Source organism: Pseudomonas sp. MWU16-30323 (genome assembly GCF_020515595.1).
Classification (GTDB): Bacteria; Pseudomonadota; Gammaproteobacteria; order Pseudomonadales; family Pseudomonadaceae; genus Aquipseudomonas; species Aquipseudomonas yamanorum.
Genome location: NZ_JAIWYM010000002.1, coordinates 392,530 through 412,500 on the forward strand (window position 1 = coordinate 392,530; position 19,971 = coordinate 412,500).

At 59.8% G+C, this 19,971-nt stretch carries 17 protein-coding genes; 6 read left to right on the forward strand and 11 right to left on the reverse strand.

Going from position 1 to position 19,971, the window contains the following annotated elements:
* Nucleotides 1-4: 4 nt before the first annotated feature.
* The 4 genes from LIY45_RS04780 to LIY45_RS04795 form a co-directional block, all read right to left on the reverse strand.
* Entirely contained in the window at nucleotides 5-1,990 is a 1,986-nt protein-coding gene (locus LIY45_RS04780; protein WP_226475528.1) for an acyltransferase family protein, read from the reverse strand.
* 156 nt (nucleotides 1,991-2,146) lie between these two features.
* The gene (gene rho, locus LIY45_RS04785; protein WP_008438874.1) at nucleotides 2,147-3,406 is read right to left on the reverse strand and encodes a transcription termination factor Rho; all 1,260 of its coding nucleotides are present in this window, start codon (nucleotides 3,404-3,406) and stop codon (nucleotides 2,147-2,149) included.
* A gap of 234 nt (nucleotides 3,407-3,640) precedes the next feature.
* Complete coding sequence (gene trxA / locus LIY45_RS04790) at nucleotides 3,641-3,970, reverse strand: thioredoxin TrxA (protein ID WP_003213989.1); 330 nt, start codon at nucleotides 3,968-3,970, stop codon at nucleotides 3,641-3,643.
* A gap of 121 nt (nucleotides 3,971-4,091) precedes the next feature.
* Nucleotides 4,092-4,787 (reverse strand): FadR/GntR family transcriptional regulator, encoded by a 696-nt coding sequence (locus LIY45_RS04795; protein WP_226475529.1) that lies wholly within the window; start codon nucleotides 4,785-4,787, stop codon nucleotides 4,092-4,094.
* A 254-nt stretch (nucleotides 4,788-5,041) separates the two neighbouring features.
* Between LIY45_RS04795 and LIY45_RS04800 the strand changes: the two genes are divergently transcribed.
* The 4 genes from LIY45_RS04800 to LIY45_RS04815 are packed head-to-tail and all read left to right on the forward strand — an operon-like array spanning nucleotide 5,042 to nucleotide 7,888.
* Nucleotides 5,042-5,827 carry a transporter substrate-binding domain-containing protein gene (locus LIY45_RS04800; protein WP_226475530.1) on the forward strand — a complete coding sequence of 262 codons (786 nt, stop codon included), beginning with the start codon at nucleotides 5,042-5,044 and terminating at the stop codon, nucleotides 5,825-5,827.
* Between the two features lie 21 nt (nucleotides 5,828-5,848).
* A complete protein-coding gene (locus LIY45_RS04805) occupies nucleotides 5,849-6,517 on the forward strand; it encodes an amino acid ABC transporter permease (protein ID WP_003213995.1) in 669 nt (222 codons plus the stop codon).
* Nucleotides 6,514-7,164 carry an amino acid ABC transporter permease gene (locus LIY45_RS04810; protein WP_226475531.1) on the forward strand — a complete coding sequence of 217 codons (651 nt, stop codon included), beginning with the start codon at nucleotides 6,514-6,516 and terminating at the stop codon, nucleotides 7,162-7,164. The genes LIY45_RS04805 and LIY45_RS04810 overlap by 4 nt, the downstream gene beginning before the upstream one ends.
* On the forward strand, nucleotides 7,151-7,888 hold the full coding sequence (locus LIY45_RS04815; RefSeq protein ID WP_177086670.1) for an amino acid ABC transporter ATP-binding protein: 738 nt from the start codon (nucleotides 7,151-7,153) through the stop codon (nucleotides 7,886-7,888). The genes LIY45_RS04810 and LIY45_RS04815 overlap by 14 nt, the downstream gene beginning before the upstream one ends.
* Nucleotides 7,889-7,892: 4 nt before the next feature.
* Here the strand turns inward: LIY45_RS04815 and LIY45_RS04820 are convergent, their stop codons facing one another.
* The 4 genes from LIY45_RS04820 to LIY45_RS04835 all read right to left on the reverse strand — a co-directional run bounded on the left by LIY45_RS04820 (nucleotide 7,893) and on the right by LIY45_RS04835 (nucleotide 12,460).
* Nucleotides 7,893-8,483, reverse strand: coding sequence for a hypothetical protein (locus LIY45_RS04820; RefSeq protein WP_226475532.1), 591 nt, complete (start codon nucleotides 8,481-8,483; stop codon nucleotides 7,893-7,895).
* Nucleotides 8,449-10,953, reverse strand: coding sequence for a fimbria/pilus outer membrane usher protein (locus tag LIY45_RS04825; protein ID WP_260525221.1), 2,505 nt, complete (start codon nucleotides 10,951-10,953; stop codon nucleotides 8,449-8,451). The genes LIY45_RS04820 and LIY45_RS04825 overlap by 35 nt, the downstream gene beginning before the upstream one ends.
* 7 nt (nucleotides 10,954-10,960) lie before the next feature.
* On the reverse strand, nucleotides 10,961-11,677 hold the full coding sequence (locus tag LIY45_RS04830; protein WP_226475533.1) for a fimbria/pilus chaperone family protein: 717 nt from the start codon (nucleotides 11,675-11,677) through the stop codon (nucleotides 10,961-10,963).
* 123 nt (nucleotides 11,678-11,800) lie between these two features.
* Nucleotides 11,801-12,460, reverse strand: a complete 660-nt coding sequence (locus tag LIY45_RS04835; protein ID WP_226475534.1) for a DUF1120 domain-containing protein — start codon at nucleotides 12,458-12,460, stop codon at nucleotides 11,801-11,803.
* Between the two features lie 472 nt (nucleotides 12,461-12,932).
* Here LIY45_RS04835 and ppx point away from each other — a divergent pair, with 472 nt between their 5' ends.
* Nucleotides 12,933-14,435, forward strand: coding sequence for an exopolyphosphatase (gene ppx / locus LIY45_RS04840; RefSeq protein ID WP_226475535.1), 1,503 nt, complete (start codon nucleotides 12,933-12,935; stop codon nucleotides 14,433-14,435).
* Nucleotides 14,436-14,621: 186 nt separating this feature from the next.
* Here the strand turns inward: ppx and ppk1 are convergent, their stop codons facing one another.
* Entirely contained in the window at nucleotides 14,622-16,850 is a 2,229-nt protein-coding gene (gene ppk1, locus LIY45_RS04845) for a polyphosphate kinase 1 (RefSeq protein WP_226475536.1), read from the reverse strand.
* Between the two features lie 18 nt (nucleotides 16,851-16,868).
* Nucleotides 16,869-17,882: a porphobilinogen synthase gene (gene hemB, locus LIY45_RS04850; RefSeq protein WP_226475537.1), complete on the reverse strand. Its 1,014-nt coding sequence runs from the start codon at nucleotides 17,880-17,882 to the stop codon at nucleotides 16,869-16,871.
* A gap of 229 nt (nucleotides 17,883-18,111) precedes the next feature.
* On the opposite strand from hemB, the gene LIY45_RS04855 reads away from it, so the two are divergent.
* Nucleotides 18,112-18,750, forward strand: a complete 639-nt coding sequence (locus tag LIY45_RS04855) for a DedA family protein (protein WP_017476642.1) — start codon at nucleotides 18,112-18,114, stop codon at nucleotides 18,748-18,750.
* On the opposite strand, the gene LIY45_RS04860 is transcribed toward LIY45_RS04855, so the two are convergent.
* Entirely contained in the window at nucleotides 18,731-19,966 is a 1,236-nt protein-coding gene (locus LIY45_RS04860) for a sterol desaturase family protein (protein ID WP_226475538.1), read from the reverse strand. The two genes, LIY45_RS04855 and LIY45_RS04860, sit on opposite strands and share 20 nt — an antisense overlap.
* Nucleotides 19,967-19,971: the final 5 nt, after the last annotated feature.

The window sequence follows — 19,971 nt, forward strand, 5'->3', positions numbered from 1 at the left end:
TGACTCAAAGAGCCGACGCCTGGGTTTCACTGCGCAAGGCCTTGAACAACGGTTCAAGGAATCCCTCGACATACCGCGAACCGACCGCCGAGAGGTGATTGTCGTCGGTGTACAGCGACTGACCTTCCAGTTCCACGCGGCACCAATCATTCACACTGCATAGCTTAGGCGCCGGATCCATTACCTTTACCCCGGGATCAGCCGCCGCGATTTGCGCGAATACCTGGCTGATATAGGCCTGGCGCTGGAGGTGCTCAGCCAAGGGCATGCCTTCTTTGTCGGTGGGCCGACCGAGCATCGCCAACCGGCTGAGGCGGTAAGGCGGACTGAATTCCTGCAGCGGGACTTCCTTGACCAGCCACACCCGATGGCCGCTGGCGCGCAATTGCTGCACAAGGGCACGCACGCTTTCGGCGAAGCGCTGCTCGGCGATAGCACGATCATAAGTACCGGTCGCCGGGTTGAGCAGTGAAGCCTCGGTGTCGCCATCGAGCTGCCCGTAGACATACAGGCTCCAGCGCGCTGCCAGCACCACGTCGCTGAAGGTTTCCTTGCTCAGCAGTTGCGTGACCTGCTGGTTAAAGGTCAAGCAGCCCGGAACGCTTTCCTTGCGATTAAACGGCAGGCAACCGGCATACCCTGCCTGGGTGACGCTGACACCGTATTTGCTCGCGCCGTCTTGCAATGCCGGAACCAGCGCCGTGGCATGGCTATCGCCCCAGACCAGCGCGCGTGTCGGCGCGGACTGAGGTCCGAAATGACAAAATCCATGATGGCGATTTTTCCCACCGTCCACCAGGCAGGCCATGAGGTCCGGGCTCCACTCGCGCGCCTGGGCAAATTGCAGCGCCTCGGGCGACAGGCGCCAAGGCAAGCCCTTCGTCAAGACCAGGCCTTTGCCGAGCAGCCCCACCCCAAGCAACGCGATACCCGCCGCCACCAGGATTTGCTTGCGTCCTGCCAACAGCCGACGCTCACGGAACGGGGCCTCGATAAACCGCCAGGATCCGTAACCCAGTAACAGGCTCAACACAAACAGCGCACCCAGCTCCCACGGCCCCAGGCCGTCGACACTGGCGTATTTGCCAAACACGTACACCGGCCAATGCCACAAGTACCAGGAGTAGGAGATCAGGCCGATCCCCACCAGCAAACGGCTGCCCAGCAGCTTGCTCGTCAGAGTAGTTTGCTGGCCGTTGGCCCAAATCAGGCAAACCACGCCCACCACCGGCAACAGCGCTGCGGCGCCGGGAAACGGCGTGCTCGGGTCATACGCGAAGACCGCCAGCAGGATCAAGCCCAGGCCAGCCAGGCTGACGGCCTGCGCCAACGCCGGGCTTGCGCGGTATTCACGTAGCGGCATGACGGCCAGCATTGCGCCCGCCAACAACTCCCAGGCACGCATATGCAGCAGGAAAAAGGCTCTTTCCGGAGCGTGGGCCACCGCCCACGTACTCATCCCGAATGACACCAGCAACAACACAAACAACGCCGCACGCCAGTGCTTGAGCCGGCTCGACAGCACCGTCAGCAACAGAGGGAAGAGAATGTAGAACTGTTCTTCAACCGACAATGACCAGGTATGCAGCAACGGTTTGATATCGGAGGCCACATCAAAGTAGCCGTCCTGACGCATGAAAAACAGGTTGGAGATAAACACCACCTGGTTATGCATCGAGCGCCCCAACTCGCTGTAATCCTTGGGCGCCAGTAGAAACCAGCCCACCAACAGCGTGCCCAGCATCATCACGAACAGTGCCGGCAGGATGCGTCGCGCTCGCCGGGCCCAGAAGCTGACAAAACTGAAGCGGCCGGCCTCACGCTCGCGCCAGATGATCGAGGTGATCAAGTAGCCGGAGATCACGAAAAACACGTCGACGCCGACAAAGCCGCCGGTAAAGCCCGGTACACCAAAATGAAACAGCACAACAGCGAGAACAGCTATGGCACGCAGGCCGTCAATGTCCCTGCGATAAGCGAGAATGGTCATAAAATCTTGTAATTTGCCTGATCGGATGGACAGCGAGTGTAGTCACACACGCGAGTTTGTTTCTAAACAGACACACACTAAAGCCAAACCTCCTTTTCCAGAAACAAAAAAAATGGCGCCCCATGGGGCGCCATCCTTTTTGACCGAAGCGTCGTGTTACTTGCGCTTCATCGACAGGAAGAACTCGTCGTTGGTCTTGGTGGTTTTCAGCTTGTCGATCAGGAACTCGATGGCCGCCACTTCATCCATCGGGTGCAGCAGCTTGCGCAGGATCCACATGCGCTGCAGTTCGTCGTCGGCGGTCAGCAACTCTTCGCGGCGTGTGCCGGAACGGTTGATGTTGATAGCCGGGAACACGCGCTTTTCAGCGATACGACGATCCAAAGGCAGTTCCATGTTGCCGGTACCCTTGAACTCTTCGTAGATCACTTCATCCATCTTCGAGCCGGTTTCAACCAGCGCGGTGGCGATGATGGTCAGCGAGCCGCCTTCTTCGATGTTCCGCGCGGCGCCGAAGAAACGTTTCGGTTTCTCCAGGGCGTGGGCATCGACACCACCAGTGAGCACCTTGCCGGAGCTTGGGATCACGGTGTTGTAGGCACGGGCCAGACGGGTGATGGAGTCGAGCAGGATCACCACGTCTTTCTTGTGTTCGACCAGGCGCTTGGCCTTCTCGATCACCATTTCGGCAACCTGCACGTGGCGGGTGGGTGGCTCATCGAACGTCGAGGCAACCACTTCGCCGCGCACGGTGCGCTGCATCTCGGTTACTTCTTCCGGACGCTCATCGATCAGCAACACGATCAGGTGAACTTCAGGATTGTTACGGGCGATGTTCGCTGCGATGTTCTGCAGCATGATGGTCTTACCGGCTTTCGGCGGGGCCACGATCAGGCCGCGCTGGCCTTTGCCGATCGGGGCACACAGGTCGATGACACGACCGGTCAAGTCTTCGGTGGAACCGTTACCGGCTTCCATCTTCATGCGCACGGTCGGGAACAGCGGGGTCAGGTTCTCGAAGAGAATCTTGTTTTTCGCGTTCTCGGGACGATCGTAGTTGATCGTGTCGACCTTGAGCAGGGCGAAATAACGCTCGCCTTCCTTTGGAGGGCGGATCTTGCCAACGATGGTGTCACCGGTGCGCAAGTTGAAGCGACGGATCTGGCTCGGCGAGACGTAGATATCGTCTGGGCCGGCGAGATAGGAAGCGTCTGCAGAGCGGAGGAAGCCGAAGCCGTCCTGGAGAATCTCCAGCACGCCATCACCGGAGATTTCCTCGCCGCTTTTCGCGTGCTTTTTCAGCAGGGAGAAAATCACGTCCTGCTTGCGCGAACGGGCCATATTTTCTATGCCCATCTGTTCGGCCAATTCGAGCAGTTCGGTAATCGGCTTTTGCTTGAGTTCAGTCAGATTCATATAGGAATGACGTAATCATTTATGGAGGGGGGGAAATTAAGCTTTTGGCTTAATGAGGCCGCGCCGCAGAGAAGGCGACAGGATCGCGTACTAATCGAAAAGGAGAGCGTCGGCGACGGCTTGCAGGGGGCAGTGGAGAAACCAGTGCGGGGCCGAATGTACCACCTGAATTTCAGAGCGTCTAGCCCTGTTTCACGAAAAAGCCCCGCAATTTGCGGGGCTTTTTAAGGACGCTTAGATGTTGGCGTCGAGGAAAGCTTGCAACTGGGACTTCGACAGCGCGCCGACCTTGGTGGCCTCGACGTTGCCGTTCTTGAACAGCATCAGGGTCGGGATACCACGCACACCGTGCTTGGCAGGCGTTTCCTGGTTGTCGTCGATGTTCAGCTTGGCAATGGTCAACTTGCCTTCGTAAGTGGTGGCAATGTCGTCCAGGACCGGAGCGATCATTTTGCAAGGACCGCACCACTCAGCCCAGTAGTCAACCAGCACCGGGCCCTGGGCCTTCAGTACTTCGGCCTCAAAGGTCGCGTCGGTGACGTGCTTGATAAGATCGTTGCTCATGGATGTCTCCGGGTTGTAAGCAAAAAAAACGTTGCCCATCATAGCCGCCCTTCCCGCGTTCAGGAAGCCGCAGCTGATTGACTCTTCCTATGATGGCGCATGAGTTTGGGTATAGCCCAACTCATGGCGTTACGGGAGTGATGAAGGCAATGCCTGTACGCAGCGCCGCGTTACGCACATGTTCCTGCATGCTTTTTTGCGCAGCCCCGCTGGCGCGCCGGGCCAGTGCACGGAGGATCTTGCGGTGCTCCTGCCAGGTCTCCATGGCCCGCTCCGGCCGGATGAACGGTAGCTTCTGACTCTCCAGAAACACCTCGGCACTGGCGCTGAGGATGCTCACCATCGCCTGATTACCACTGGCCAGCAGGATGCGCTGGTGGAATTCGAAGTCCAGCCGGGCCGCGGCCTCAAAGTCACCGGCCTTGAGCTCCTTGCGCATCGCCTCGACGTTATCTTCCAGGAGGTCCAGCTCATCGGTGGTCAACGTCACCGCCGCCAACCCCGCCGCAAAGCCTTCCAGGGCGTATCGCAGTTGAAAGATATCCAGCGGCGTCGCCTGCGCCGTAAACGGCCAGGCCAACCCAGGGAGTTCTTCGACCGCTTGCACGAACACGCCTTTACCCGGCTGCACACTCACCACGCCCAACGCACTGAGGGACGACAAGGCTTCGCGCAATGAGGCCCGGCTCACGCCCAATTGCAGCGCCAGATCGCGCTGGGAGGGCAACGCATCGCCCGGCCCGAAGCCCTCGTCAGCGATCAGTTTGCGGATGGCCTGTAGCGCCACTTCCGGTACGGCTTGGGCGATGGAATTCATAAAAACTCAAGTTTCCAGTCAACTGAGCGGCTAGTTGTAAAGCTATTCGTGACGCCCGGCAAGCCACGCCCCAAAGGGGCTCGCAAGGTTTTTGAGGCGCTCGAAAAAGGTGCAAAAAGCTCTTCAACTGTTCAGACCAGTAAGACCGCCAGAACTCAACAGCCACCGGCCTCCCAGCTGATTAATGCACTACTGGCATGGGCTGTGCACTGGCAAAACTCAGAAAATCCTTTCGTCCTTTTCGGAGAGTTGCCATGACCAAGCGTTGCAGCGCCCTGCTTACTGCCCTGTTTGCCAGCCTGATGCTGAGCCAGGCGCCCGCCCAGGCCAACGGTCTGGACGATATCGTCGCCCGTGGCACCCTCAAGGTGGCCGTGCCTCAGGATTTCCCACCGTTCGGCTCGGTCGGCCCGGACATGAAGCCCCGCGGCCTGGACATCGACACCGCGAAACTGCTGGCCGACCAGTTGAAGGTCAAGCTTGAACTGACCCCGGTCAACAGCACCAACCGCATCCCGTTCCTCACCACCGGCAAGGTCGACCTGGTGATTTCCAGCCTGGGCAAGAACCCCGAGCGCGAGAAGGTCATCGACTTCTCCAAGGCCTACGCGCCGTTCTACCTCGCCGTGTTCGGCCCGCCAGATGCGCCGATCCGCACCGTTGACGACCTCAAGGGCAAAACCATCAGCGTGACCCGTGGCGCCATCGAAGACATCGAGCTGACCGCCGTTGCGCCTAAAGAGGCGACGATCAAGCGCTTTGAAGACAACAACTCCACCATCGCCGCCTACCTCGCGGGCCAAGTGGACCTGATCGCCAGCGGCAACGTGGTGATGGTGGCCATCAGCGAACGCAACCCCAAGCGCGTGCCGGCACTGAAAGTGAAGCTCAAGGACTCCCCGGTGTACGTGGGCGTAAACAAGAACGAGCCGGCGCTGCTGGACAAGGTCAACCAGATCCTGGTCGCGGCCAAAGCCGACGGCAGCCTGGAAAAGAACGCAATGCAGTGGCTTAAAGAGCCGCTGCCGGCTGATCTCTGATCGCGGTAACGAGGGTTAGACATGGCCTATCAATTCGACTTTGTGCCGGTTCTGGCCAATACCGATCTGTTGCTGCGCGGCGCGCTGTTCACCCTTGAGCTGACCGCCATCGGTGCGGTGCTGGGGGTGGCGCTGGGAATCGTCGGCGCCGTGGTGCGGGCGTGGAAGATCCAGCCGTTCAGCTGGATCTTCGGGGTGTACGTCGAGTTGATCCGCAACACGCCATTCCTGGTGCAGTTGTTTTTCATCTTCTTCGGCCTGCCGTCCCTCGGCCTGAAAATTACCGAATGGCAAGCGGCGGTGCTGGCGATGGTGATCAACCTGGGGGCGTACTCCACGGAGATCATCCGCGCGGGGATCCAGGCGATCCCGCGGGGGCAACTGGAAGCCGCGGCCGCGCTGGCCATGACGCGTTTCGAAGCGTTCCGCCACGTGGTGTTATTGCCCGCACTGGGCAAGGTCTGGCCGGCCCTGAGCAGCCAGATCATCATCGTGATGCTCGGTTCGGCGGTCTGCTCGCAGATCGCCACCGAGGAGCTGAGCTTTGCCGCCAACTTTATCCAGTCGCGCAACTTCCGTGCGTTTGAAACCTACGCACTGACCACCCTGGTCTACCTGTGCATGGCGCTGATGATCCGCCAATTGCTGAACTGGATCGGCCGGCGCTATGTGATGAGGAATGCCCGATGAGTGACTTTTCCTTCTGGGACATCGTGCGCAACCTGCTCACGGGCTTGCAGTGGACGCTGCTGCTGTCGCTGGTGGCGTTTATCGGCGGTGGCGTGATCGGCTTGCTGGTGATGACAATGCGCATCAGCACCAAGGCTTTCCCGCGCAATGTCGCCCGTACCTATATCGAGCTGTTCCAGGGCACGCCGCTGTTGATGCAGCTGTTCCTGGTGTTCTTCGGCATTGCCTTGCTCGGCGTGGACATTTCGCCCTGGCTGGCGGCGGCGATTGCCTTGACCCTGTTCACCAGCGCCTATCTGGCCGAGATCTGGCGTGGCTGCGTCGACTCCATCGCCCACGGGCAATGGGAGGCGTCCGCGAGCCTGGCCCTCAACCCGTTTGAGCAACTGCGCTACGTGATCCTGCCCCAGGCCCTGCGCATTGCCGTGGCGCCGACCGTGGGCTTCTCGGTGCAAGTGGTCAAAGGCACCGCCGTGACCTCGATCATCGGCTTCACCGAGCTGACCAAAACCGGCGGCATGCTCGCCAACGCAACCTTCGAGCCCTTTATGGTCTACGGCCTGGTGGCGCTCGGTTACTTCCTGCTTTGCTACCCCTTGTCCCTCAGTGCGCGCTACCTGGAAAGGAGACTGCATGCCTCTGCTTAGAATTTCCGCCCTGCATAAGTATTACGGCGATCACCATGTACTCAAGGGCATCGACCTGACGGTCGAAGAAGGCCAGGTGGTGGCGATCATCGGCCGCAGCGGCTCGGGTAAATCCACCTTGCTGCGCACCCTCAATGGCCTGGAGTCGATCAATGACGGGGTGATTGAAGTCGACGGCGAATACCTCGACGCTGCCCGTGCCGACCTGCGCACCTTGCGGCAGAAAGTCGGCATGGTGTTCCAGCAGTTCAACCTGTTCCCGCACCTGACAGTGGGTGAAAACGTCATGCTCGCACCGCAAGTGGTGCAGAAAGTGCCGAAGGCCAAGGCCGCGCAATTGGCGCGACAGATGCTCGAACGGGTCGGGCTGGGGGAGAAGTTCGATGCTTTCCCCGATCGGTTATCCGGCGGCCAGCAGCAGCGCGTGGCCATCGCCCGGGCGCTGGCCATGTCACCCAAGGTGTTGCTGTGCGATGAAATCACCTCGGCCCTGGACCCGGAGCTGGTCAATGAAGTGCTCAGCGTAGTGCGCCAACTGGCCAAGGATGGCATGACACTGATCATGGTCACCCATGAGATGCGCTTTGCCCGGGAAGTGGGTGACAAACTGGTGTTCATGCACCAGGGCAAGGTGCATGAAGTGGGCGATCCGAAAATCCTGTTTGCCAATCCGCAGACCGCCGAGCTGGCCAACTTCATTGGTTCGGTGGAGCGAACGGACTGAGGCGTCAGGCCCCGGGCGCCCACTCAAAACCGCCCTGGCCCTCAAATGTCGTTTCATCCCTGACGGCCAGCAAAGCAGCGGGCAGAAAGGTCTCGACGTTGACCAGGGCGGTGAAGCGGCGCCCATGCACCGGCCTACCTGCTGCGTAGGCAACAAGCCTATGGCCCGGCAACAATCGTCCGGTCGCCGGCTCTTCAGACAGGCGCGGCATTACCAGCTCAACGGATTTCCCATCGACTTGAGCGGATTGCAGGCTCAGGGTGAAATGCCCCTGGCGCCCAAACCGAAAGCCCTGCTGGTTCGCGGGTACGCCCGTAAAGCGCAGCGCCATGGAGACCGGCATCTCACAGGCCATGCTCAGGCGAAACGTGCGCTTGCCCAGCGCGATCTGTGGGTGACCCCGCTCGGCTTGGCGGACCAGACCGTAATCAACCCGAGGCTGGCTCAAGGATACCTGGCAGTTATCTGCCCGCGCCTCATTGGCCAACACCACAACAAACAGCAGCACGTAAAGGATAAGCACATGACGCAGGCGTCCACCGTCAAAAGGCCCCGCCGGCTCAGAGGGTACGGCAGACCGCCGAAGCTGTTTCATAGAATTTGTCGTCATTGGATTCTGGCTCAAGGTTCAGTTGCAATAAGCAGGTGCTTGAATCTGGCAAGGAGATGTTCAGCGCTCGCGACTCATCCAGGCTGTTAAGGAAGACCATGCCCTCGCCCACGACGCTGGTCAGAAAAGCATTGTTGCTGTCGAAAACCGAGGCCCCTTGGGGCAAGGGTTGGCCCTGCGCGTCACGGACCTCAAGCAATACACGGCGCACTTTCACTACTTCGAAATCGATCGTGTTGAAAGAGCCGCGTCCGGCCGCAAGGACCTTGGTGCCGTTTTTCAGATCGATGCGCTTGGGCAAGGATTGGGTTTGCACCTCGACATTGCTGCTGCGGTAGGCCGGCAGGCTGGCGATCACCGCCTGCCCGCGATAGTCAGTCCAGACCGGCCCCTGCGGCGTCGAAACCTTGGCCGCCCCGACATTACCCACCGAGACAATTCCAAAGGTGTCCTGGACGGCATAGGGCGAGAACGTCATGCCTCTGTCGTGGGCCACCACGCCGCCCTGCAATTGGCCGGTGTACCCGGTGCTCAATGAATCATGTCGCACACCCAACCCTATCTGGGTGTAACGCGGCATGGCATTCACGCGGGCGTGAACAGCCTGTGTACGGCTCGCCTGCTCACGCGCACCCCCTACTTCATAGTTCACATAGTCATTGACCCGATCGCTGAAGGCGGTCCCAAGATCGAACCTGTCGCCCCGCCGACTGGCATACGAGGTGACGCGGCGATCCCCACCGAACGGCACGGTGACCTGCAACCGAAGCGAAAGCCCCTTATCCGACACATCGCTGCGCTCGTCTCGAAAGGTGTTCTTGCCCTTGCGCGGTCGAGAGCCGCCCACCCGGGAATCCGCTATCAAAGCCACCTGGGTGCCATTGAACTGCTGGTTCCATGAGGCAAAGACGTGTTCGGCGGAGCGATCATCAAATTGCGAGCTGCGGGAATAACTGACGGAAAAGCCTCCCAGGGACGGGTCTACCCAACTCAAACCTACCGTGTATTGGTCCTTGAAGCGGGCATCCCGCTCGTCACGCCGCGTCGACTGCCCCACTTCCAGTACTTCGCGATAACCCCGCGTCTGGGTAGTGGCACTCGACGTCATTTCAATGCCGGCGAACAGCGGACTTCCCACGGTGACGGAGCTGCGAGCCCCGGAAACTTCGTCCCGGCCATCGCGAGACAGGTTCTGGCGCACGCCAACCGAAAGATGCTGGAAAAAAACACTGCTCCACACACCACCCGCCGCCTGGTATTCGTCGGTACTCAACAGGCCGAATCCCAGTGACGAGTTGCGCCCCAACCCCCAGGTCCCACTGCCCATCGCCACGACCGGAGGCTCCCCGGCACCCGGATTTGCCCCGCGCACTTTACCCAGGGAGAAGTAATAACCGGGCTCTATCGGTACCGCCCCCGCAAAGGACGCGGCAGGGACGGTGAACCCATGCCTGCCACCGCGAGTGCCAATGACACTGACCTCAAGATCGCTGGTGCCATTGAGTATGGATAATCCAGTCAATGTGAACGGGCCTTCAGGTACCAGTGTGGTATGGATCAGCACCCCGGCCTGGCGTACCTCGACCCGGGATGGGGTCTGGGCCAAACCTTCGACCACCACGCTACTGCCACCCGGACTGCGCGATTGGCCATCCGGCGAGAGCTGGAAACCCGACAGCTGTAACCCACCGAACACCGGGTTGTTGCTGGAAATCTGCCCGACCTGGAACGTCGACTTCAGGGGCGCGAAATCGCGTTGGGCGTAGGCATTCACATGCTCGCTGCTGCGCTTGCCGTTATCGGAGACAAAGAATTGGCGGCTTCGGACGATCCAGTTCCCGATATTGAATCCCGCCTCGGTATAGGCCGAAACCGAGCGGGAAGAGCCGCTGTTGAAGCGTTCCTCGAACCCCTGCACATCGTAATTGAACAAGGCTGCCGTGCCGCCCTGGGAGAAACTGCCGACATCCCATTCGGCCTCGCGCATTGACTGAGTAGGCACCACCAGCGATACCTCATCGCTGCCGGGGCGCAACTTGACGATCGTCGCAGGGTAAGCACCGAGAAAGTCATGACACGCCTGATCGGGCGCGATGCCCGGCCGAATAATCGCGGCTGGCACCCGCAATCCGGCCTTGTCCAGCAGGACCGGGGTAAAACACAACTGCCCCTGGTAGTCGAAGCGTGCTTCCACCAGGCCCAATGAAGTGCCGTTGACCTGCAGCCCCACCACGTGCACGCCCTCGCGGAATCGCGCAGCGCTGCGAAAATAATGGGCAACCTTCGGGTCAATCCCGTTCGCCGACAAGACCGCCAGATCAAAACCCGATCCGAGCTCCAGCGCGTAGGCGGGAAGGCTCCACAGCGTTGCCAGGCCGATACAAGTCCGGGAAACCGAGGTTCGAATGGGTCGTACCGAGAGGCTCCAATCGTTTACATGGGTAGCATTTTTCATAGACCGCTCAACCCGCCTCGACAACAACGGAGGCTTCGTAGGCAGTCGCCGAATACCCGTAAACCGTCGCCGGTTGAATCTCGATACCGCTGACCTGGGCCACCGCCTCTTCGACGCGGGTCGATAACATTTCGCCAGGCAGGATATAGGTGCGCGGCAATATCGCCGGGTGCCTCGACGGCAGCAGGTGAACCTCCAGTCCCATCCGGACAACGTAGGCACTGTCGTTATGAACCGTCAGCCGATTACCCCGCAGCTTCCACGTCAGCAACTTCCATGGCTCCTGATGCCGTGGCAAGCCCTGGGGGTGCAGGATCAGCGGTAAATCCTGTCGAATGGTCACTCCAATGGTCGAGCGCCCTTCGGCGCGCGCCTGCGGAATACCTTCAAAGGTGACGCGCTTCAATCGCTGAGTCTTGAGCGGCTGCTTCAAGGTGCTAATAAACCGCACAAGTTGTGTTTCGCCCGGTTCGACACGGGCGATAGGGGGCGTAACGATCAAGAGTGTCTCCGGATCTTCCGGGACGTTTTGAATGACCGTGTGAAGTAAGGCCGGGCCAGGATCCGTATTTTTTACGTTGATCGTCGCTTCACCGTTCTCTTCATAAAGAATAACGACGGATGTTTCCGGCTCCATTCCATCCGCTCTTACACTGGCAGAAACCAAAAAACAAAGATTCGCACACCAGAACAGGGTAATCACTGTATTTAAAAGACGACTCATCAAACTCTACCCGCGACCAGATAACGCACCGTTGACAATCAGGAAATATCTATACATATATAAACAGCCAGCACGAAGCCTCGGTGCGCGACCGCCCGCTAAATGCTGGCCGTGTTCATAGCGTTAGATTCGAGTGACTACCAAAGTAGCAGCTCCATTCAATTGAATATCCCTGCTGAGATCCAATGCATCGCCGCGATTGATAACAGCCTTGACTACGAGAGTGCCGGTAACGGAAGAGACCGCGGCTGGAGTGGTACTGTTATTACGGCTCCAGGAGTGCTGGTAAGGAGATTTGTCGACCTTGCCGTCACTGGTGCTCCAGGCACCGCCGGAGCTTGTCCTTCTGAGCGGGTACAGCGTAGCGCCGGCAGTGGTCAAGGTGGCGAGCCTGATCGAATAGCCACCGGTATTCCTGGTTCCGACCGCGCCAAGACCAAAGTTCTGGTTGTCGGTGAAGCCGGTTCCCAGGATCCCCCTTACGACACTGTTTGTTTGTGAGTCAGTAACGGACAGTGCCATCTGGGCAGCCGCCGCACCACAGTTGACGTTTAACGGCAGCGACTTTTCCGGCAGAGGATAGTAAGAGGTCAGCGGAATGCTCGACGCATTGATCGTACCGTAATCAACGGTACCGCCTGTGGCACCGAGGTTTACCGTGCATGCAGCTGGTTTAATGGTTCCGATGACTCTCAGGTTCCCGGTTCCACTTGCATCTGCTTGAGCACCAATGCTTACCGCCAGGCCAACGACAACTATTGCCAAACCAAATTTTCTTTTCATGTTCATCCTGTCACTGAAGTTCTCAGGTGTATTGGGTTTACCGGGCTACTCCATGCCCAACTGCTATCAGCCTTGATAGGAAAACTACAAATAATTAACACCACGGCCTAATTGCCGAGTGACAGTCTCTCTCGTAAACACCCGAAGGAAAAATGAGACGACGCCTGAACTAGTGTCAGAGCGGTAAAAAAACAATGTCCACTTAGATCATCCTTGCAGTAGTCCTGACTTGATTTTCGACTGGAACAAATAACCCAGACATGTAGGCATATTCAGGAAGCCTATTAAAGTTGGAGATTTCCGTTATTCCACTTGCCCTACGGAACAATCGCCAGACGCATCGAGAATCACCCTACATATCCCGCAGATTTTCCTCCAAGACACCGATGAGCGAATTCCGGAAGCACTACGCGTTGGCGTCAGCGGTTGATCGTGGCACGATGGCGAGGTTATCGACCGAGATCCCTTAACCATGCCGCAATCCCAAGCCAAGAATCTGTCCCTGATCGCCGCCATCGACCTGGGCTCCAACAGCTTTCACATGGTCGTGGCCAAGGCCCAGAACGGCGAAATCCGCATCCTTGAGCGGCTCGGCGAGAAAGTGCAACTGGCTGCCGGGATCGACGACGAGCGTCAGCTCAATGAAGAATCCATGCAGCGCGGGCTCGATTGCCTGAAGCGCTTTGCCCAACTGATCAACGGCATGCCCCCGGGCGCTGTGCGGATCGTCGGCACCAACGCCCTGCGGGAGGCCCGCAACCGTGGCGAATTCATCCGCCGTGCCGAGGACATTCTCGGCCACCCCGTAGAAGTCATCTCCGGCCGTGAGGAAGCGCGCCTGATCTACCTCGGCGTGTCCCACACCCTGGCCGACACCCCGGGCAAGCGCCTGGTGGCCGATATCGGCGGTGGCAGTACCGAGTTCATCATTGGCCAACGGTTCGAACCGCTGCTGCGCGAGAGCCTGCAGATGGGTTGCGTGAGCTACACCCAACGCTATTTCAAGGACGGCAAGATCACCCCGGCCCGCTACGCCCAGGCTTATACGGCGGCGCGGCTGGAGATCATGAGCATCGAGCATGCCCTGCACCGCCTGACCTGGGATGAGGCCATCGGTTCGTCCGGCACCATCCGCGCCATCGGCCTGGCCCTCAAGGCCGGCGGCCATGGCACTGGCGAGGTCAACGCCGAAGGCCTGGCCTGGCTCAAGCGCAAACTGTTCAAGCTGGGGGATGCCGAGAAGATCGACTTCGAAGGCATCAAGCCTGATCGCCGCACCATTTTCCCGGCGGGCCTGGCGATTCTCGAAGCGATTTTCGACGCCCTCGAACTGCAACGCATGGACCACTGCGACGGCGCCCTGCGTGAAGGCGTGCTGTACGACCTGCTGGGCCGTCATCATCACGAAGACGTGCGTGAACGCACCCTCAGCTCGCTGATGGAGCGTTACCACGTCGACCTGGAGCAAGCCGCCCGGGTTGAACGCAAGGCGCTCCATGCTTTCGATCAGGTCGCCGCGGATTGGGACCTGGAAGACGGCGTCTGGCGTGAACTGCTGGGCTGGGCAGCCAAGGTCCATGAAGTGGGGCTGGACATCGCCCACTACCATTACCACAAGCACGGCGCCTACTTGATCGAGCACTCGGACCTGGCGGGTTTCTCCCGCGAAGACCAACAAATGCTCGCCCTGCTGGTACGCGGCCACCGGCGCAATATTCCGAAAGACAAGTTTGCCGAGTTCGGTGACGAAGGCATCAAGCTGATTCGCCTGTGCGCGCTGCTGCGGTTTGCGATCCTGTTCCACCACATCCGTGGTACCCAGGAAATGCCACAAGTGGTCCTGCGGGCCAATGCCGACAGCCTGGATGTGGTGTTCCCGAAAAACTGGCTGGATGAAAACCAGCTGACCCAGGCGGATTTCGCCCAGGAAGCCGAGTGGCTGACGCGGGTTGGGTTCACGCTGAACGTGCGCTGATAGGGGTGAGTGACGCGGAGCGTCACAGGATGTATTCCCACGCAGAGCGTGGGAACAATCTAACGCCACAAACCAAATGTGGGAGCGGGCTTGCTCGCGAAAGCGGAGTTTCAGTCAACAGATTCATCGACTGATCCACCGCCTTCGCGAGCAAGCCCGCTCCCACATTTTTGACCGCGTCGGCTTTTAGTTCACCGTCAGAATCGGGCTGCCCAGCTTCTCCAGCAATGTCGCCTGGGCGCTGCGCGGGTTCTGGTTGCCGGTCGGGGTGTTGCGCACGTAGCGCCCGTCCGACTGCAGGCTCCAGCTGTGGGTGTTGTCGGTGAGGTAACTCTCCAACTCTTTCTTGACCCGCATGATCAGCTTCTTGCCTTCCACCGGGAAGCAAGTCTCCACACGTTTGTCGAGGTTGCGCTCCATCCAGTCGGCACTGGAGAGGAACATCTGCTCCTCGCCGCCATTGAGGAAGTAGAACACCCGTGTGTGCTCCAGGAAGCGCCCGATGATCGAACGCACGTGGATGTTATGGGAGACCCCGGCGATGCCCGGACGCAGGCAGCACATGCCACGCACCACCAGGTCGATACGTACGCCCGACTGGCTGGCCTTGTACAACGCACGGATGATCTTCGGATCAGTCAGCGAGTTGAACTTGGCGATGATGTGCGCCGGCTTGCCTTCGAGGGCGAACTGGGTCTCGCGGGCAATCATGTCGAGCATGCCCTTCTTCAGGGTAAACGGCGCGTGCAGCAGCTTCTTCATGCGCAGCGTCTTGCCCATGCCGATCAACTGGCTGAACAGTTTGCCAACGTCTTCACACAAGGCGTCATCGGAGGTCAGCAGGCTGTAGTCGGTGTAGAGCTTGGCGTTGCCGGCGTGGTAGTTGCCGGTGCCCAAGTGGGCGTAACGCACGATCTCACCGGCTTCACGGCGCAGGATCAGCATCATCTTGGCGTGGGTCTTGAAGCCGACCACGCCGTAGATCACCACCGCACCGGCCGCTTGCAGGCGGCTGGCCAGTTGCAGGTTGGATTCTTCGTCGAACCGCGCCCGCAGTTCGATCACCGCCGTCACTTCCTTGCCGTTACGTGCGGCGTCTACCAGCGCATCGACAATTTCGGAGTTGGCGCCGGAACGGTACAGGGTTTGGCGTACAGCCAATACATGCGGGTCCTTGGCGGCCTGACGCAGCAGGTCGACCACCGGCGTGAAGGACTCGAACGGGTGCAGCAGCAAGATGTCCTGCTTGCTCACCACGCTGAAAATGTTCTCGCTGTTTTGCAGCAGTTTCGGGATCTGCGGAGTAAACGGCGTGTATTGCAGCTCCGGGTGGCTGTCCAGGCCTGTAATGCTGAACAGGCGCGTCAGGTTCACCGGGCCATTGACCTGATACAGCTCGGTCTCGCTCAGGTTGAACTGCTTGAGCAGGTAGTCGGACAGGTGTTTCGGGCAGGTGTCTGCCACTTCCAGACGTACCGCATCACCGTAGCGACGGGAGAACAGCTCTCCGCGCAGGGCGCGGGCCAAGTCTTCGACGTCTTCGGAGTCCAGCGCCAGGTCGGCGTTACGGGTCAGGCGGAACTGGTAGCAGCCCTTCACCTTCATGCCCTGGAACAGGTCATCGGCGTGGGCGTGGATCATCGACGAAAGGAATACATAGTTATCGCCAGCGCCCCCCACCTCTTCCGGTACCTTGATGATCCGTGGCAACAGGCGCGGTGCCGGAATGATCGCAAGGCCCGAGTCGCGACCGAAGGCGTCGATACCTTCCAGCTCGACGATGAAGTTCAGGCTCTTGTTCACCAGTAACGGGAACGGGTGCGTCGGGTCGAGACCGATCGGGGTGATGATCGGCGAAATTTCGTCGCGGAAGTAGCGGCGCACCCAGGTCTTGATCTTGGTGGTCCAGTGACGACGTCGGATAAAGCGGACGTGATGCTTTTCCAGTTCCGGCAGCAGGATGTCATTGAGGATCGCGTATTGGCGGTCCACATGGCCGTGCACCAGCTCGCTGATACGGGCCAGGGCCTGATGCGGTTGCAGGCCATCGGCGCCGGCTTGTTCACGGGCGAAGGTGATCTGCTTCTTGAGGCCGGCGACACGAATCTCGAAGAACTCGTCCAGGTTGCTGGAGAAGATCAGCAGGAACTTCAGCCGCTCCAGCAACGGGTAGGACTCATCCAGTGCCTGTTCCAGCACGCGGATGTTGAATTGCAGTTGTGACAGCTCGCGATGGATGTACAGGCTGCTGTCATCCAGGTTGGTAATCGCAACCACCGGCGTCGGTGCGGCAGCGGGCGTTTCGGCCACCACGGCAGGCGGTGCCGGCTCCAGCTCCGGCGGGGTCTCGGTGACCTGTTCAACCACCGGCTGAGCGTCTTTTACGGCAACTTCTGTGAGTCCTTCGGTATTCATCGAGTGTTCCTGTGAGGGCTAGTGTTGCTCTCTAAGCAATTGGGCGGCGCGGGCGGCGAAGTAAGTCAGGATGCCATCAGCACCCGCGCGTTTAAAGGCAGTCAGGGATTCAAGGATCACCCCTTCACTCAACCAACCATTCTGGATCGCGGCCATGTGCATGGCGTATTCACCGCTGACCTGATAGACAAAGGTCGGCACCTTGAATTCCTCTTTGACCCGATAAAGGATGTCGAGGTACGGCATCCCGGGCTTGACCATGACCATGTCGGCACCTTCAGCCAGGTCCGCCGCCACTTCGTGCAGGGCTTCGTGGCTGTTGGCCGGGTCCATCTGGTACGAGGCCTTGTTGGCCTTGCCCAGGTTCAGCGCCGAGCCCACCGCATCGCGGAACGGGCCGTAATAGGCGCTGGCGTACTTGGCCGAGTAAGCCATGATGCGCACGTTGACGTGGCCGGCCAGCTCCAGGGCTTCGCGAATCGCCTGGATGCGACCGTCCATCATGTCCGACGGTGCCACTACCTGGGCACCGGCTGCAGCGTGGGACAAGGCCTGCTTGACCAGCGCATCAACGGTGATGTCGTTCTGAACATAGCCTTCTTCGTCGAGAATGCCATCCTGCCCGTGGGTGGTGAACGGGTCCAGCGCCACGTCGGTGATCACTCCCAGTTCCGGAAAGCGCTCACGCAACGCGCGGGTGGCGCGCTGGGCAATACCGTCCGGGTTCCAGGCTTCGGCGGCGTCCAGGGACTTGAGTTCAGACGGCGTGACCGGGAACAGCGCCAGCGCCGGAATCCCCAGTTCAACCCAATTCGCGGCCTCTTCGAGCAGCAAATCAATGGTCAAGCGCTCCACACCCGGCATCGACGCCACCGCTTCCCGACGATTTTCACCGTCCAGCACAAACACCGGCAGGATCAGATCATTCACCGTCAGGACGTTTTCACGCACCAGGCGACGGGAAAAATCATCACGGCGGTTGCGACGCAAACGGGTGGCGGGAAACAGGCGGTTGGCGGGGGTAAAGCTCACGGCAGACTCCTGAGCCCGGGTTGACGGGCGAGCGTGACAGTTATAAGCGGCCATTATGACGAAGGAATTACAGTTGTGGTTACCTCATGCACCGTAAGGCAACCGGCATGTGACCTGTAGTCGCATTCGTCGTTTATGTAGGAATTGTTCACTTCGTGACACATCTCGATACTTTCATGAATGTTCACGAAGGCGTAGGCTGCGCGTTCATTTCGCCAGCACCCAGACCATGCTTCAACAATTTCTGCATGACTTCGGCTACTTTGCGCTGTTCCTAGGCACCTTCTTCGAAGGCGAAACCATATTGGTTCTCGCAGGCTTCCTGGCGTTCCGTGGATACATGGATATCAACCTGGTGGTGGTCGTTGCCTTTTTCGGCAGCTACGCAGGCGACCAGCTGTGGTACTTCCTGGGGCGCAAGCACGGCCGCAAACTGCTGGCGCGCAAGCCGCGCTGGCAACTGCTGGGCGACAAGGCCCTGGAGCATATCCGCAAGCACCCGGACATCTGGGTGCTGAGCTTCCGTTTTGTCTACGGTTTGCGCACGGTGATGCCGGTGGCCATTGGTTTGTCGGGCTACCCGCCGGGCCGCTACCTGTTGCTGAACGGGATTGGCGCCGCCGTGTGGGCCGCTGCGTTGGGGGCGGCGGCTTACCATTTCGGCGCGGTACTGGAAGGCATGCTGGGCAGCGTCAAGAAATACGAGCTGTGGGTGCTGGGCGCACTGCTGGTGCTGGGCCTGGGCTTGTGGATCCGCCGGCGCATCAAGAACGCCCGCCTGACCCGCGAAGCCTGCGCCGCAGAAAAGGTTCGCCTGGCCGCAGGCGAACCTGAAAAAGCCGAAAAGCCTACGACGCCAGTCGAGTAAGCCGGTCTCTGCAACAGTAGAGGCCGATGCCGCTGAGCAAGCTGTAACTGACCAGGCCCAGCCAGCCCATCGCGCTGGCCGGCCACAGCCCCACCAGCGGCGCCAGCCACACCAGCGGCACATTCAGTGCCAGGCGCACCAGCTCAGCCTTCAGCGCCCACGGGCGATTCTCCAGCGCCACCCCCAGGGTGAACAACCCCAACGCCATCGCGCTCCAGCCCAACACCAGGGCGGCGGTCGGCAAGCCCTCGCCGAAATTCATCAGATAGCTGCCAAAACCCACGTACGCGGCAAACTGCAGCGCGATGTAAAGCTGTTGGCGCCCGTCCAGCGGCACCTCGAATTTGCGGAACTGGCTCAAGTCGGGCTTGGCCATCGGGTACTTCGCCGCCACGTCCGCCGGGCGCCAGCCGGTGCGCATGAACCAGATCCGCAGCTTGTCCCACCCACTTTCGGTACGCCGTGCATCGCTCCACAACTGCGCATAAAACTGCAGGTTGGCCCACAACGGGTTCCAACTGGCCAAGGGTGTGGTCACACCAAAGATCACGGGCTCGTTATCGTCTTCTTCCTGGAAGGAGCCAAACAGGCGGTCCCAAATAATGAACACCCCGCCGTAGTTGCGATCCATGTAGAGAGCGTTCTGTGCATGGTGGGCCCGATGATTGGACGGCGTGACAAAGAACCACTCGTACCAGCCGAGCTTCGGCACATGGCGCGTGTGCACCCAGAATTGATACAGCAGGTTGAGGGACGCCACGCTGATAAACACCACCAGCGGCACGCCGAGGATGGCCAGCGGCAAGTAGAAAATCCAGCTCAGCAGAAAGCCGGTACTGGTCTGGCGCAAGGCGGTGCTGAGGTTGTAGTCCTCGCTCTGGTGATGCACCGAGTGCGCGGCCCAGAGGATGTTGCGCTCATGGCCCATGCGGTGCAGCCAGTAGTAGCAGAAGTCATAGAAGACAAAGGCGAACACCCAGGTCCAGACGCTCTGGGCCGACAGCTCGATGATTGCCAGATGCTTGAGGGCGAAGGCATAGGTGAGGATGCCCACGCCTTTGGTCAGCAGCCCGGTGGTGGTGGACAGCACGCCGGTGCTGAGGCTGTTGATGGCGTCGGCCACCCGGTAGTTGCGTTGGCCGCGCCGGTAGTCGGCCAGCAGCTCGACCACGATCAAGGCAATGAAAAACGGTACCGCGTAAGGGACGAAGTCCATGGGCA

What these genes read in the sequence shown, in the direction of transcription:
- LIY45_RS04860 (WP_226475538.1), bottom strand. Translation starts at nt 19,966, where the DNA reads ATGGACTTCGTCCCTTACGCGGTACCGTTTTTCATTGCCTTGATCGTG.
- LIY45_RS04820 (WP_226475532.1), bottom strand. Translation starts at nt 8,483, where the DNA reads ATGAAACAGCTTCGGCGGTCTGCCGTACCCTCTGAGCCGGCGGGGCCT.
- trxA (WP_003213989.1), bottom strand. Translation starts at nt 3,970, where the DNA reads ATGAGCAACGATCTTATCAAGCACGTCACCGACGCGACCTTTGAGGCC.
- LIY45_RS04855 (WP_017476642.1), top strand. Translation starts at nt 18,112, where the DNA reads ATGCTTCAACAATTTCTGCATGACTTCGGCTACTTTGCGCTGTTCCTA.
- LIY45_RS04795 (WP_226475529.1), bottom strand. Translation starts at nt 4,787, where the DNA reads ATGAATTCCATCGCCCAAGCCGTACCGGAAGTGGCGCTACAGGCCATC.
- rho (WP_008438874.1), bottom strand. Translation starts at nt 3,406, where the DNA reads ATGAATCTGACTGAACTCAAGCAAAAGCCGATTACCGAACTGCTCGAA.
- LIY45_RS04780 (WP_226475528.1), bottom strand. Translation starts at nt 1,990, where the DNA reads ATGACCATTCTCGCTTATCGCAGGGACATTGACGGCCTGCGTGCCATA.
- LIY45_RS04815 (WP_177086670.1), top strand. Translation starts at nt 7,151, where the DNA reads ATGCCTCTGCTTAGAATTTCCGCCCTGCATAAGTATTACGGCGATCAC.
- LIY45_RS04830 (WP_226475533.1), bottom strand. Translation starts at nt 11,677, where the DNA reads ATGAGTCGTCTTTTAAATACAGTGATTACCCTGTTCTGGTGTGCGAAT.
- ppx (WP_226475535.1), top strand. Translation starts at nt 12,933, where the DNA reads ATGCCGCAATCCCAAGCCAAGAATCTGTCCCTGATCGCCGCCATCGAC.
- LIY45_RS04835 (WP_226475534.1), bottom strand. Translation starts at nt 12,460, where the DNA reads ATGAAAAGAAAATTTGGTTTGGCAATAGTTGTCGTTGGCCTGGCGGTA.
- LIY45_RS04800 (WP_226475530.1), top strand. Translation starts at nt 5,042, where the DNA reads ATGACCAAGCGTTGCAGCGCCCTGCTTACTGCCCTGTTTGCCAGCCTG.
- LIY45_RS04810 (WP_226475531.1), top strand. Translation starts at nt 6,514, where the DNA reads ATGAGTGACTTTTCCTTCTGGGACATCGTGCGCAACCTGCTCACGGGC.
- LIY45_RS04805 (WP_003213995.1), top strand. Translation starts at nt 5,849, where the DNA reads ATGGCCTATCAATTCGACTTTGTGCCGGTTCTGGCCAATACCGATCTG.
- LIY45_RS04825 (WP_260525221.1), bottom strand. Translation starts at nt 10,953, where the DNA reads ATGAAAAATGCTACCCATGTAAACGATTGGAGCCTCTCGGTACGACCC.
- ppk1 (WP_226475536.1), bottom strand. Translation starts at nt 16,850, where the DNA reads ATGAATACCGAAGGACTCACAGAAGTTGCCGTAAAAGACGCTCAGCCG.